Raw genomic sequence first — 14,026 nt, forward strand, 5'->3', positions numbered from 1 at the left:
TTTGCCGATACCGGTACCAATCGCGCAAGTGGCGGATCAACTTAACAAGCATTTCGGGTCTCCAGACAAGGGCCTGCAGCGCGCGCAACTACCCGTTGCACGGTATTTTCATAAATCGAATGATGGTTGGCAGGCGGGCGCTTCAATATCGGCGCCTCGTGTCCGATATTGCCGTTTTGAAGAGAAACTTGCTATGTTTGAGTTCGCAATGCTCTTTGCAGAAATGAAAAATGGATTTCAGCTGGGATGACCTGAAGCTGTTTCTGGCCGTGGCGCGGCTGGGTGGATTGAGTGCGGCTACGGACACGACGGGGTTGAGCGCCGCCACGCTGGGTCGGCGGGTCAGCACATTGGAACGCCAGATTGGCGAGCGGCTGTTTGTGCGCAGCCAGAGCGGCTACCGGCTGACCCAGGCGGGCGAAGATCTGCTGGCACGGGCCGAGGATGTCGAGGCCGCCATGCTCTCGCTGCGACGCTGGAAGGAGGGTACTTTTGGCGAACGCGCTGTGCGGGTTTCGGCGGGCGCCTGGACGTCGGCCTTTCTGGCCCGGCATGTCCAACAGCTCTGGCAGGTCGAGGACCGCTTCGGGCTTGAACTGGTTACGGGCAATCAGAAGGTCGATATAGGCCGGCGCAATGCCGATCTGGGTCTGCGCAATCAGCGCCCGACCGAACAATGGCTGGCGGGGCGCCTGATCGGCACTGTGGCATACGCGATCTATTCGGGGCGCCAGCTGATCAATGGCGTCAAGGCGGGCTATTTCGTCGGCATTGCCGGGGAAAGCGGCCATACCCGTTCGGCCCGCTGGCTCGAGGCGCGGCATGGCGACCGGATCGCAGTGCGTGGCAATGATCCCATGAGTGTGCGGGAACTGGTGGCGCATGGCGCGGGCATGTCGGTGTTTCCCTGCTTTGTCGGCGACAGCGATCCCCAACTGGTCCGCATCGCGGCACCGATCAGCGAGCTGGAAACCGAGCAATGGCTGGTCAGTCACCATGAAGAACGGCACGACCCGGCGGTGCGGGCGGTCAGTCAGCGGATCGCTGCGCTGATCCAGAACCAGCGCGCGCTGTTTAACGGGACGGCCTCATCCTGACAGGCCGATGCAGAAGCCTGGGACTGTTAGAGCTAGCGGCCGCCCGGACGCCACAAATCAGTCAGTGCCTGAGGCACAGCGGCACGACAGAAGCGTTATTGCTGCGGTGTGAAACGTTTGCGCCGCCGCTTTCCCTGTGTGGCGAATTGGCATAGCGTGCGGGCATTCAATTCACGAGTGGTTCGAGATGACTATCGGCCTTGCCATGCCGCCGCAAATTCGCGTGTTCGCAGCTTTCTTCATTTATTCGTTTTGCATGGGCAGCATCTATCCGCGCCTGCCGGCCATCCAGCAGGCCATGGGGGTGGGCGAAGGCGCGCTGGGGCTGTCGCTGGTCGGCGCCGCCTTGGGCACGCTGCTGTCGCTGACCTTTGCCGGCCCCTATCTGGAACGCATTGGCTATCGCCGCGTGCTGCTGAGTGCCCTGCCGCTGCTGGCGGCGCTCTATGCGGTGGCGGTGTGGGCGCCCTCGCCCCTGATGCTGTTCATCCTGCTGGTGCCGGTGGGCATGACCATTGGCTGTATCGAGCTGATCATCAATCTGGAGGCCGACCGGGTCGAGCACGCGCTGGGCTTTCGCATCATGAACCGGGCCCATGCGTTCTGGAGCTTCGGCTTTTTCGGCGCGGGCATGGTGGGCGCCCTGGTCGCCCAGGCCGGGCTGTCGCCGCAGCTGCATCTGGCGCTCATGGTGCCAGCCGTTTCGGTCGCCACCATTGTCGTACTGGGCCGGTTCCAATCGGCCAAGCATCGCGTCACGGCAGCCTTGGACAATGGCCCCCGCTTTGCCCGGCCGAGCCTGGCGATACTGGTGCTGGTCTGCGTGACATTTTCAGCCGTGATCATGGAGGGGGCCGGCATTGACTGGTCGGCCATCTATATGCGCGACGTGTTCCTGGCCGATCCGTTCTGGGCCGGCGTTGCGGTGGCGCTGGGCGCTGGCACGCAGGCGATCACCCGCTTTTTTGCCGACAGTTTTGTTGATCGCTGGAGCCCCACCATGGTGGCACGGGTCCTGCTGGGCATTCTGGGCGTCGGCACGGTATTGGTATTTGTCAGCGACTATCAGTGGCTGGCCTATCTCGGTCTGGGGCTGATGGGCATCGGCACCAGCGCGATCTTCCCGCTGGCCATGTCGGCTGCAGCCCAGCGCACCGATCGTCCGGCGGCGGTCAATGTGGCGGCACTGGCGCAGATCTCGTTTGTCGGCTTCCTGCTCGGGCCACCGCTGCTGGGCTATGTGGCCGAGCATTTCGGCATTCGCTGGGCCTTCGGCATCGGCCTGCCGCTGGTGCTGGTCAGCTTTGTGGCAGCCAGCGCGCTCGGCTCGCGTCCGGTCAAGGTGGTCGTGGCAGAGCCAGCCATACCGCGGGGCTAGCCATGTCCATGCTGCCCCCGATCGTTGATCTGCGCCAATCGGCCACCGCGCTGCGGGTGCAGCGCGGGGTGATGCGCATGCTGCGCCAGACCCATGACATGGCCTGCTATGCCGAGGTGACGCTCAGGAGCGGCAGGCGGGCCGATGTGCTGGCCGTCGGGCCCAAGGGCGAAATCTGGATCGTCGAAATCAAATCGAGCCTGATCGACTTCCAGATCGACCGGAAATGGCCAGAATATCGCGAATTCTCCGACAAGTTCTTCTTTGCCAAGCCGCCCGAGCTTGACGCGTCGATCTTTCCCGCGAGCGAGGGGCTGATCGTGGCCGATGGCCATGATGGCGCCATTCTGCGCGATAGCCCCGATACGCCGCTGGCGCCAGCACGGCGCAAGGCATTGATGCTCAAGCTGGCCCGGCTGGGTGCCGACCGCATCCATGCGCTGATGGACCCCGGCCCGCAGTAGGTTCTGCGCTGCCGGCTGGCCGGGGTCTGCGCCCTATTCGTCCACTGACTGGCTCTCGACGGGGGTAATCGGGGTGCGCTTGTGGCTCGGCGAGAGCGGGGCCCCCAGCGCCGAGAGCTGATGCTGCAGCGCCTGCATCAGCGCGAGCTTGTCTTCGTCGCTGCTGGCCTGCAGCTGCTGGCTGAGCCGGATGGTGAAATCGGAAAAGGCGTTGTGCCAATCGGAATGAACCTGGTGAGGATCAATGCGTCTGGTCTCGGCCTGCGCCTTGCCGGCAATGCCGGCGGCGGTCAGCTCGAAATAGTCATCGAGCTGGGGCAGGATGATCTGATCGCCGGCCATGCCGGTGGCCATGATCGCCGCGCGCAGGGCCTGACGCTCCTCATCCTCGCCATGGCTGAGAAAAATCGCGCCATGGGCGGGCAGGCGCGCCGAGATCCATTCCATGAGTTCGGTGTGATCGGCATGGGCCGAGTAGTTCCCCAGCGCCCGGATATTGGCGCGGACCGGCACCAGCTTGCCATGGATGCGGGCTTGCTTGGCACCGGTCAGAATGACATGGCCCAGCGTGCCGGGGGCCTGATAGCCCACGAACAGCACGGTGGCGTTGCGGCGGATCAGATTGGCGCGCAAATGATGTTTGATGCGGCCGGCATCGCACATGCCCGAGGCGCTCATGATGATGGCGCCGCCGCGGATCGAGTTGATGGCCTGGCTATCGGCAACGGCCTCGATGATGCGGAAGCGGGGATCGTTGAACAATTCGTCGGCGCCCAGTTCGACGTCTTCGAACATCTTGGCGTATTTGCGGTAGACACCGGTGACCTTGCTGGCCAGCGGGCTATCGAGAAACACCATGCTCGGATCGATTTCACCGGTCTTGATCAGGTAGCCGATATCGTGCAGCAGCTCCTGGCTGCGCTCGACGGCAAAGGTGGGGATCACCAGATTGCCGCCACGGCCCAGCGCGCCATTGATCTCGGCCTTGAGCGCGTCACGCCGCTGCAGCAGGGTGTAGTCATCGCGCTCGCGCCCGCCATAGGTGGATTCGCAGACAATATAGTCAAAGCCGGCCGGGGCATCGGGTTCCTTGTAGAACACCTTCTCATCGGGCCCGATATCGCCCGAAAACAGCAGCCGCACCGGCTTGTCGCCATCCATCACCTCGATTTCGATAGAGGCTGAACCGATGATGTGGCCGGCATTCCAATAGCGGGCGCGCACGCCGGGACCCGGCTCGATCCAGGTTTCATAGGCGCAGGTCTTGCGGTGCTTGAGGGCTTCGTCGGCATCGGCCTTGGTATAGAGCGGCTTGACCGGCTCATCGCCGCGCCGGCTGCGCTTGCGGGTCTCGCGTTCGGCCTCGCTCTCCTGAATCCCGGCGCTGTCGGGCAGCATGTATTCGAGCAGGCCGGCCGTTGGTTCGGTCATCCAGGCCGGACCGCTCCAGCCCTCGGCATAGAGCTTGGGCAAGAGGCCGACATGGTCGATATGAGCATGGGTGAGCAGCAGGAAATCGATGGATTGCACAGCAAAAGGGGTGGGTTTGAGATTGAGCTCGCGCACCGAGCGATTGCCCTGGAACAGACCACAATCGACCAGAAAATGCCCACCGGGGTGATCAACCCGATAGCATGAGCCGGTTACCGTGCCCGCCGCGCCGTGGAAGTGAAGGGTGACGGTCATGGCAGGCTCCTGATTGTGTCGCTGGTGAGTCGAAATAAGCCCGACTGCTTCGTCGTTGTCGAGACGGGCCCACCATGGTGGCCCCAAAAAGCAAGCCAACACAAGGAGATCGCAAAATGGCGTATGTCGATGGATTCGTGGCAGCCGTGCCCAAGGCCAACAGAGAAGCGTATTTGCGGGCCGCCCGTGCAGGCGCAAAGATGTTCCTCGAGTGGGGCGCCACCCGCGTTGTGGAGACTTGGGAGGACGATGTGCCGGACGGCAAGATCACCGATTTTCGTCGGGCCGTCGCAGCGAAGGCTGACGAAGCGATCGTCTTTTCCTGGATCGAGTATCCCGACAAGGCGACGCGCGAGGCGGTTCAGAAGAAGATGATCGAGAGCCCCGAGATGGGCGCAATGGAAATGCCCTATGACATGGGCCGAATGATCTTTGGTGGCTTCGAGACGCTGTTCACTGCCGACTAGTTCAGCGTGGCGCGCGCTTGGCCAGGATGCGCTGCAGGGTACGGCGGTGCATGTTGAGCCGGCGCGCGGTCTCCGAGACATTGCGGTCGCACAGCTCATAGACGCGCTGGATGTGTTCCCAGCGCACGCGATCGGCCGACATCGGGTTTTCCGGCGGCTCGGGCTTGTCGGCACCCGTGGCCAGCAGCGCATTGATCACATCGTCGGCATCGGCGGGCTTGGAGAGATAGTCGACAGCGCCCAGTTTGACGGCGGTGACGGCGGTGGCGATATTGCCATAGCCGGTCAGCACCACTGCGCGTGCGTCGGGGCGCCTGGTATGCAGCGCCGACACCACTTCCAGCCCATTGCCATCTTCGAGCCGCAGATCGACCACCGCATAGGCGGGGGGTAGTTCGGCGACGGCGGCCAGACCTTCGGCAACACTGCCGGCGATGCGAACATCAAAACCACGCCGCGTCATGGCGCGTTCGAGGCGCTGCAGAAAGGCTACATCATCATCCACCAGCAGCAGGCTTGGGTCGGTGGCCAGGAGTTCTTCGATCGTGCTCATGGCTTTTCCATAGGCTGTTGCAAATGATACGTCAAAAGCGCTGTCTTGGATCTATACGGCGATTGCGGACCTTGGCCAGACAATCCGCACCTGGGCATGGCCTTCGGGCGCAATATTGAGGAAGGCCAGCCGGGCCCCGGTGCGTTCAAGCAGTGTCTTGGCGATGAACACTCCCAGGCCCAGCCCCCCCGGTTTGCTGGCGTCAGGGCCGTGCGGATCGCGCGGGCGGCTGGTGAGATAGGGCTCGCCCAGCCGGGCAATCAGTTCGGGCGCAAAGCCTGGGCCATCATCGGTGATCGACACCGAAATGCTGTCATGGTCCCAACCCGCCTCAATGCGCACGGTCTGGCGGGCGAAGTCGGTGGCGTTTTCAATCAGATTACCCAGCCCATAGAGCAGGCCGACACTGCGGGTGAATACCGGCGGACTGCCGGCATCGGGCCCAAAGTAGAACAGGATCGCCTTGCCCCGGCCCTCATGCGGACGGGCCACTTCGGCCAGCAGATCGGTGAGCGGCACGGCGGCGAACGGATCCTGGCCCTTGCTGCCCAGATTGCGCAATTTGGCCAGGATGGCGCGGCAGCGGGCGGCCTGCTCGATGATCAGTTCGACATCGGCGGCCAGATCGCCACCGGCCGGCACCTCTGCACGCATTTCCTTGGCAGCCAGGGCAATGGTGGAGAGCGGGGTGCCCAGCTCGTGGGCGGCGGCGGCGGCCAGCCCGTCGAGGGCCGAGAGCTGTTCCCTGCGCGACAGGGCCAGTTCGGTGGCGGCGAGGGCGTCGGCAATCTGGCGGGCATCATGGGCGACGCGATTGGTATAGGTGGAGATGAACACCACCCCGCAAATGATCGACACCCAGATGCCGATTACATAGATGCGATTGAAAATCAGGTGTTCGAGCGGATCCCAGGGCAGCGGCAGGTGCCACACCGCCAGCACCGAGGCGATGATGGCAGCCAGCAGGGCGATGAAGGCGGCGCGTTGCGGCAGCGTCGTGGCCGAAACCGAGACCGGGGCCAGCAGCAGCAGCGCGAACGGGTTTTGCAGGCCGCCGGTGAGTGCCAGCAGGCAGCCGAGCTGGCACAGGTCAAAAGCGATCTGGCTGGCCGCAAATCTCGAGCTAGGCCGAAAGGCGGCGCCAAACCGCCATACCAGCCAGAGATTGACCGCAGCCGACAGGCCAATCAGCGCAAAACAGGCAAAGAGTGGCAGGGGGAAACCCAGCCCGAGCGCCACAAACAGCACACCGCAAGTCTGGCCGCCCACGGCCAGCCAGCGTAGCAGCACCAGGGTTTGCAGCCGCAAGGGCCGCCAGCTGGAGGGCAAAGGCAGGCCGTCGGCCTGAATCATGGACATGCGCAGACCCTCAACTGGCGGCAGGCGGCCGCGCTATAGGGAGACAAAAACAGCATTTCAAGTGGCAAAATCGCACAGGCACAAGCTTGATCCTAGCCCGGGACGGGCCATTTATTGAGCATCGTGACTGGGAGAATGGAACCGAAATGACCACAGCAATCATCAAACCACAATGGTCGCCCTTGACCATCGCACTCATGGTAATGGGCTTTATCATCTTCTGGCCCCTGGGTCTGGCCGTGCTCGGCTATATCCTGTGGGGTGAAAAATTCGGCGGATCGCCGGAAAAAGCCCAGGCTTACTGGAACAAGGGCAAGTCCTGGTGCAGCGCCAACAAGTCCCGCCACCACTGGAACAACCGGAGCTATGGCATGAATTCGAGCGGCAACGCAGCCTTTGACGAGTATCGCAGCGAACAGCTCAAGCGCCTTGAGGAAGAACGCGCCCGGCTCGATGCCGAGATCGATGACTTCCACGCCTATATGGCCAATCTGAACAAGGCCAAGGATCGCGAAGAGTTCGATCGCTTCATGAATGAGCGCCGCGGTTCGCGCCAGGGTTTTGGCGAGTCCAGGCCCGACCAGGGTGACCAGAACACCAATAATGGCTGGAACAACAATAACGACTAAGTCCGGCAACCCCTCGGCGGCGCGCCTTGCGCGTCGCTCCCCTCTCCAAAGCCTGTCGTTCCCAACGACGATACTGGTGCCCCCGCAAGGGGCACTTTTTTTTGCGCCACATTCCTCCCCAAACACGACGCCATCGGCGCGATGGAGTCATCAGCGCAAATTCGCGCTATCATCGCTTGCGATTCCCCGAGCTGCCATGAACCTGTTTTTCCGCACCAAGCCAAAAATCCCCGCCAGCACCGTGGTCGAGATCGACGGCACTGCGGTGACCGTGGCCGTGCGGGTCAATGCGCGCGCGCGCAGCTATCGGCTGTCGCTGCCCCATAGCGGGGGCCCGGTGCTGACCCTGCCGCCGCATGGCAAATGGGTTGAGGCCGAGGCTTTTCTGCTGCGCCACCACAATTGGCTGGCCGCCCGGATCAAGCGGGCGCCACAGGCGGCCAGCTTTGCCGATGGCGGGGTGGTGCCGCTGCGCGGCGTCGATCACCGCATCATCGGCACCGGCAAGCTGCGTGGCCGGGTGGAACGCGCCGAGGATGATGGCGAAATGGTGCTGCTGGTGCCCGGCGATCTGGCGCATCAGGCGCGACGGCTGACCGACTGGCTCAAGGATGAGGCGCATGCCGATCTGAGCGAACGCAGCGCCTGGCATGCCGCGCGGCTGGGGGTCAGCGTCAAGACCATCAAGATGCGCAGCCAGGCCAGCCGCTGGGGCTCGTGCTCATCCTCGGGCACGATCAATTACAATTGGCGGCTGGTGCTGGCACCGCCTTTCGTGCTGGATTATGTGGCGGCCCATGAGGTGGCCCATCTGGTGGAAATGAACCATTCAGCAGCCTTCTGGGCCACGGTCAAACGCACCCTGCCCGACATGGAACATGGCCGCGCCTGGCTCAAGGCGCATGGGCGGCAATTGATGGCGCATGGCGGCTAGGCCGTCACGCGCCACATCTGGCCGGGCTGATTAGCCGCCGAACATCAAATCCATCAGGGTGCGGGGTTTTTCGACCTGCACGGGCTGATTGACGGCGGGGGGCTGGATCTGCTGCGGGGCGGCGGCACTGGGCGCCCAGACCTGCTGACCGGTCGCCGGATCGACCACCAAGGCCATGGGCAGGCCGGTTGCGGGATCGATCGGGGCCGGGCCAACGCCATTGCTCTGGGGCTGCAGGGATAAGCCGGTCACCGGATCGATAGCCTGATCGGTCACCACCTGCCCTACCGGCATGCCGGTGGCAGGGTCGATCTGCACGCCATTGGCGTCAACAATCAGGCCGCCCTCGGGCAGGCCGGTCGCGGGCGCCAGCGCCTCACCCGACTGGATCGGCTGGGCGCCACTGGCGAGGGGCTGGCCGGTGGCCGGATCAATCTGCACGACCTGGCCGGTGGCCGGATCGGTCATGGTCTGCACCGGCAGCCCGGTCGCCGCGTCGACATATTGCACCAGCGGCTGGCCGGTATTGGGATCGATAACGACCTGGCCGGTGCTGGGGTCAATCACCTGCTGGCTGGCCAGCTGGCCTTCATAGCTGCCGACGGGAATGGGGGCGACGGGCTGGCCCTGCAGCGCCTTGGTCATGAACTGCGACCAGATGGTGGCCGGCACATTGCCGCCCGACAGGGTGGTCTTGGTGTCGTCGTCGTTGCCGAGCCAGACGCCGGTGACCATTGCCGCGGTGTAGCCGACAAACAGCGCGTCACGCGCGTTCTGGCTGGTGCCGGTCTTGCCGCCAACCTGCCAGTCACCAAGGTTGGCGCGCTTGCCGGTACCCACCTCGACGGCGGTGCGCAGCATATCGTCCATCTTGGCCAGCACATCGGGTGCAATGACGCGGCCAGGGCCGGCATCGGAAGCTTCATAGAGCACGTCGCCCGCCTTGGATTCGATGCGGGTGATGACATTGGGGATCACGCCCATGCCGCCATTGGCGAAAGGAGCGTAGGCGCTGGTCAGTTCAAGCAGGTTCACTTCCTGGGTACCCAGGGCGATTGAGGGCACGGCGATCAGCGGCGAGGAAATGCCCATCCGTGTGGCGACGTCGATCACCGCCTGGGGGGTGACGTCGATGGCCAGACGGGCCGCGATGGTATTGATCGAATAGGCCAGGCCCTGCCGCAGGGTGACGGTGCCAGCATATTTGCCCGAGGCATTGCGCGGGCTCCAGCCATTATAGTCGAACTGGGCATCCTCGGCCAAAGTGTCAGGCGTATAGCCCTTTTCCATGGCCGCCATATAGACGAAGGGCTTGAAGGTGGAACCGGGCTGGCGCTTGGCGGTGACCGCGCGATTGTACTGGCTGGCCTGATAATCGACGCCGCCCACCATGGCGCGCACCTTGCCATCAACATCCATGGCCACCAGGGCGCCCTGGGAGAAGCCGCGTTTGGCGCCTTCGGCCGCGACCTGTTCCCGCACGATGAACTCGGCGTCCTTTTGCATCTTGTAGTCGATGGTGGTCTGCACGATCACGTCGTTTTCGATATCGCCGATATAGGCGGTCATCAGGCTTTCGACCCAGTCGGCGACATAGGATTCCGAACCGGCGACGCGGGTGCGCACGCTCTGATCGGGGTCGATCTGGGCGGCAGCGGCCTCTTCGGGCGTGATATAGCCCTCTTCGGCCATGGCGTTGAGCGACAGGCGCTGGCGCTGAATGGCCTTTTCGGGGCTGGACTTGGGATTATAGGCCGAGGGAGCGGGCAGAATGCCGGCCAGCATGGCGGCCTGACCGAGCGCGAGATTGCGGGCGGAGACGCCGAAATAGGTCTGCGCCGCGGCCTCGATGCCAGTGGCACCAGCGCCGAAGTAGACGCGGTTCATATAGAGTTCGAGGATTTCTTCCTTGGTATAATTCTGCTCCAGCCAGATCGCCAGAATGGCTTCCTGTACCTTGCGCCCCAGGGTCTGGTCGGGGGTCAGGAACAGGTTCTTGGCCACCTGCTGGGTAATGGTGGAAGCACCACGGGTAACGCCGCGCGCCTTGATCATTTCGAGCGCGACCGAGGCCATGCCGATCGGATCGACGCCAAAATGGCTCATGAAGCGGCGGTCTTCGCTGGCGATGATGGCTGCGGGCACATAATAGGGCAGTTCGCGATAGGTCACCGCCTCGCCGCCGGTCTTACCGCGATTGGAAATCAGGCTGCCATCAGCCGCCAGAATGCGAATATTGGGCGGCCGGTCGGGCACAGCCCAGGTGTTGGAGCTTGGCAGTTGCGCGCCGTAATAGACAATGATGCCGGCAACGGCGATACCGCCCCAGAGACAGGCGACAAAGCCCCACCAGAGCAGGCCCATAAGGAAGCCGCCGCTGCGCGATTTGCGTGGCTTGCGGCCCCGCCCTGTTGTCGCCTTGCCGCGGCGCGGTGGCTTGCCGCCGCCCTTGGGACCACTGCCGGCGCCGCCAACGGGGCGCTCGCCGCTGCTGAAAATGCCAGCCGATTTTCCCATGGAGGGTTCGACACGTGCGCCCTTGCTGCGGCTCTCGGCCCGGGGCTTGCTCGGCTTTTTGGGCTGAGCGCCAACGCGGTCATCGGCGGAAATGCGAAAATCCATCAAGCGAACCCACAAGAAAACCTTTGGCCGCTTCTACTCCGTTCCGCGTCAATGGGAAACAGGAGGTTAGCAGGTGGTTAAAGGTCGATCCTGACCGACTCGCGAGGCGCTGCCCAGCGAGCAGTGCCGATCGCGCGGCCACAGCAGTGCTTCTCCGGGTAAAATGTGGCTGGTTTATGGGGCAGGTGGCCGTGCCGACGGGGCTGTTGCCCGATGGTCACGGCGCGGCCGCTCAGGCATAGCGCGCCAGACCGAGATCGTGGGTGTCGATTTCCGGCTTCTGACCGCCAATCTGGTCGGCCAGAACGCGGGCCGAGCCACAGGCCATGGTCCAGCCCAGCGTGCCGTGACCGGTATTGAGATAGAAATTGGGATAGCGTGTTGGGCCCACGACCGGCGTGCCATCGGGCGTCATCGGCCGCAGGCCGGTCCAGAAACTGGCGCTGCTGATGTCGCCGGCATCGCCATACAGATCGGTGACCACATGTTCGAGCGTCCTGCGGCGACGGTCATGCAAAGTGGTATCGAAACCGGCAATTTCGGCCATGCCGCCGACGCGGATGCGGTCACCCAGCCGGGTGACGGCGACCTTGTAGCTTTCGTCGAGCACGGTGGAGACCGGGGCGCGGTCGGCATGAATGATGGGCACGGTGATGGAATAGCCCTTGACCGGATAGACCGGCAGGTCGAGCCCGAGCGGCTTGACCATGGCGGGGGTAAAGCTGCCCAGGGCGCCGACAAAGATGTCGGCGTCGAACTCGCCCTGATTGGTGCGCACGGCGCGCACCCTGTCGCCTTCGGCAACCAGACCAGCAACACTGACCCCGAAGCGGAAATCGACGCCCAGTTGCCGGGTCAGGTCGGCCAGCCTGGTGGTGAACGTGTAGCAGTCGCCGGTCTCGTCATTGGGCAGGCGCAGGCCGCCGGCGATCCGGTCGCGGGCGTTGGCCAGACCGGGCTCGGCGACAATGCAGCCGGCCGCGTCGAGCACTTCGAAATCCACCCCGTCGGCCGCCAGCACCTCGGTGTCCTTGTGGGCGTCATCGACCTGTTTTTGGGTGCGGAACAGCTGCAGCGTGCCCTGGCTGCGGTGATCATAGGCAATGCCGGTATCGGCGCGCAGCGCCTTGAGCTGGTCGCGGCTGTATTCGGCCAGCCGCACCATGCGCGACTTGTTCACCTGATAGCGCTTGATGGTGCAATTGCGCAGGATGGCCAGGCACCAGCGGATGGTCGCCGCATCCATTCTGGGCTGCACGATCAGCGGCGCGTGTTCCATGAACAGCCATTTGAGCGCCTTGCGCGGGACGCCCGGCGCGGCCCAGGGCGAGGAATAGCCCGGCGATATCTGACCGGCATTGGCGAAACTGGTTTCCAGCGCCACGGCTTCGGCGCGCTCCAGCACGGTTACCGCATGGCCGGCTCTGGCCAGATAATAGGCCGTCGTCACGCCGATAACGCCGCCGCCCAGAACGATAACCCGCATGATTGCCACCCCCGACTCGACCGGTCCGCCACTGGCCGGTATCCAGCCACAAATCTGACGTACAAGCAGTGAAATGTCCTTCACTTTGTTGACAGAAAATTGCAGGAATTTCGACCAGACACACGATTGTGCGGCGTTTCGATAGAAAGTTGTTCGTGATGGACCAGATGGATCAGGCAATCGTCACCCAGTTGCGGCGCGATGGCCGTATCAGCAATGCCAGCCTGGCCAATGCGGTGGGGCTATCGCCCTCGGCCTGTTTGCGGCGTATGCGCGAACTGGAAAGCAGCGGCGTGATCCGCGGCTATACCGCCATTATCGATGAGCCGACGCCGGGCGACACCATTGTGGCCATCGTGCAGATTACCCTGGAACGCCAGACCGACGATGTGTTGCGGCGCTTCGAGCAGGCGCTGCGCGGCTGTGCCGAAGTGCGCGAATGCTATCTGATGGCCGGCATGACCGATTATCTGGTGCGGCTGGAGGCGGCCAGCGTCTCGGATTATGAGCGGCTGCACACCGAAGTGCTGTCGCGACTGCCCAGCGTGACCCGGATCCAGTCGAGCTTTGCCATCCGCAATGTGCTGCGCCCGATGCGGGCTTAGCCATGCGCTGGATACTAGGGACAATGAGCGCCGTGGCCCTGCTGTGTCTGGTGCCGGCGGCGCAGGCGGACAATCAGGCCGTGCTGGACCGGGCCATGGACGGCGCGCTGGGGCAGCTGGAGCGGGCATTGCCGCAGCTCGACGCGACGCTGTTTGGGGTCAATGTCGCTGCCTATCGCGACGCGCTGGCCTTGCGGCCGTTCTCGGGCGGCAGCTGGGCGGGACAAAACGTGGTGGCCCTGACGATCCGCGCCGAGGCGAGTGGGTCATGCAGCCGGTATGCGGCCTTTGTGCGGCTACCCCCGGTGGACGGGCGCGTGCAGCTGGTGCTGTGTCCGCAATTCTTCACCCCCGGCGCCGATGAGTTGCGGGTGCTGACCGTACTGCACGAAATGGTCCATGTGGTGGCAGGTCGAGTGCCAGGCCATGGCCGTTGCGGCTCGCGTCGAACAATTGGCCAGGGGAACCTTCACCCCGGTGGATGCCTATTGGCGGGCCAATGGCTGCGCGGCCACGCGCTATCGCCTGCCCTGATCGGGATCGCTGCAAAAACTGGACAATTACCGTCATATGACGTATAAATCCGTATTCATTTGATGGAGCGAGCGATGCTGGGTCAGGTCGAGCCGCGCGATTGGCAGGATTTTTCGGCCGAGGCCGATCGGGCGCGGCTGTCGGCGGTGGCGCTGAAGGCCTATCGGCGCCTGGTCGGACACTGGGGCCTGACCGGGCAGCAGGCGGCGGCA

Annotated in this window: 14 protein-coding genes; 9 read left to right on the forward strand and 5 right to left on the reverse strand. The window is 63.8% G+C overall.

From position 1 onward, the window contains the following. From Q8O80_RS12680 to Q8O80_RS12695, 4 genes are all read left to right on the forward strand, one after another. The coding region (locus Q8O80_RS12680) for a hypothetical protein (protein WP_305579812.1) at positions 1-250 on the forward strand (250 nt) is incomplete at its 5' end. Continuing rightward, positions 231-1,097 (forward strand): LysR family transcriptional regulator, encoded by an 867-nt coding sequence (locus tag Q8O80_RS12685; RefSeq protein ID WP_305579813.1) that lies wholly within the window; start codon positions 231-233, stop codon positions 1,095-1,097. The genes Q8O80_RS12680 and Q8O80_RS12685, both read left to right, overlap by 20 nt. Before the next feature lie 187 nt (positions 1,098-1,284). Then, complete coding sequence (locus Q8O80_RS12690) at positions 1,285-2,475, forward strand: MFS transporter (protein ID WP_305579814.1); 1,191 nt, start codon at positions 1,285-1,287, stop codon at positions 2,473-2,475. A gap of 2 nt (positions 2,476-2,477) precedes the next feature. Then, complete coding sequence (locus Q8O80_RS12695; protein WP_305579815.1) at positions 2,478-2,939, forward strand: MmcB family DNA repair protein; 462 nt, start codon at positions 2,478-2,480, stop codon at positions 2,937-2,939. Between the two features lie 33 nt (positions 2,940-2,972). Here the strand turns inward: Q8O80_RS12695 and Q8O80_RS12700 are convergent, their stop codons facing one another. Next, entirely contained in the window at positions 2,973-4,625 is a 1,653-nt protein-coding gene (locus Q8O80_RS12700) for an MBL fold metallo-hydrolase RNA specificity domain-containing protein (RefSeq protein ID WP_305579816.1), read from the reverse strand. A gap of 116 nt (positions 4,626-4,741) precedes the next feature. Here Q8O80_RS12700 and Q8O80_RS12705 point away from each other — a divergent pair, with 116 nt between their 5' ends. Next, positions 4,742-5,092, forward strand: coding sequence for a DUF1428 domain-containing protein (locus Q8O80_RS12705; protein WP_305579817.1), 351 nt, complete (start codon positions 4,742-4,744; stop codon positions 5,090-5,092). 1 nt (position 5,093) lies between these two features. On the opposite strand, the gene Q8O80_RS12710 is transcribed toward Q8O80_RS12705, so the two are convergent. Both Q8O80_RS12710 and Q8O80_RS12715 read right to left on the reverse strand, forming a co-directional pair. Continuing rightward, complete coding sequence (locus tag Q8O80_RS12710; protein ID WP_305579818.1) at positions 5,094-5,645, reverse strand: ActR/PrrA/RegA family redox response regulator transcription factor; 552 nt, start codon at positions 5,643-5,645, stop codon at positions 5,094-5,096. A gap of 51 nt (positions 5,646-5,696) precedes the next feature. Beyond that, positions 5,697-7,004, reverse strand: a complete 1,308-nt coding sequence (locus Q8O80_RS12715; RefSeq protein WP_305579819.1) for an ActS/PrrB/RegB family redox-sensitive histidine kinase — start codon at positions 7,002-7,004, stop codon at positions 5,697-5,699. Positions 7,005-7,150: 146 nt separating this feature from the next. On the opposite strand from Q8O80_RS12715, the gene Q8O80_RS12720 reads away from it, so the two are divergent. Then, the gene (locus Q8O80_RS12720; RefSeq protein WP_305579820.1) at positions 7,151-7,633 is read left to right on the forward strand and encodes a DUF2852 domain-containing protein; all 483 of its coding nucleotides are present in this window, start codon (positions 7,151-7,153) and stop codon (positions 7,631-7,633) included. 196 nt (positions 7,634-7,829) lie between these two features. Next, a complete protein-coding gene (locus Q8O80_RS12725) occupies positions 7,830-8,567 on the forward strand; it encodes a M48 family metallopeptidase (RefSeq protein ID WP_305579821.1) in 738 nt (245 codons plus the stop codon). Positions 8,568-8,597: 30 nt separating this feature from the next. Here Q8O80_RS12725 and Q8O80_RS12730 read toward each other — a convergent pair whose 3' ends face one another. Together Q8O80_RS12730 and Q8O80_RS12735 are read right to left on the reverse strand one after the other, a co-directional pair. Further along, positions 8,598-11,189: a PBP1A family penicillin-binding protein gene (locus tag Q8O80_RS12730; RefSeq protein WP_305579822.1), complete on the reverse strand. Its 2,592-nt coding sequence runs from the start codon at positions 11,187-11,189 to the stop codon at positions 8,598-8,600. 232 nt (positions 11,190-11,421) lie between these two features. Next, complete coding sequence (locus tag Q8O80_RS12735) at positions 11,422-12,675, reverse strand: D-amino acid dehydrogenase (RefSeq protein ID WP_305579823.1); 1,254 nt, start codon at positions 12,673-12,675, stop codon at positions 11,422-11,424. 149 nt (positions 12,676-12,824) lie between these two features. Here Q8O80_RS12735 and Q8O80_RS12740 point away from each other — a divergent pair, with 149 nt between their 5' ends. Beyond that, on the forward strand, positions 12,825-13,280 hold the full coding sequence (locus Q8O80_RS12740; RefSeq protein ID WP_305579824.1) for an Lrp/AsnC family transcriptional regulator: 456 nt from the start codon (positions 12,825-12,827) through the stop codon (positions 13,278-13,280). A gap of 23 nt (positions 13,281-13,303) precedes the next feature. Continuing rightward, positions 13,304-13,861, forward strand: coding sequence for a hypothetical protein (locus Q8O80_RS12745; RefSeq protein WP_305579825.1), 558 nt, complete (start codon positions 13,304-13,306; stop codon positions 13,859-13,861). The last annotated feature ends 165 nt before the right edge of the window (positions 13,862-14,026 follow it).

It is taken from the genome of Devosia sp. (genome assembly GCF_030689745.1).
Taxonomy (GTDB): Bacteria; Pseudomonadota; Alphaproteobacteria; order Rhizobiales; family Devosiaceae; genus Devosia; species Devosia alba.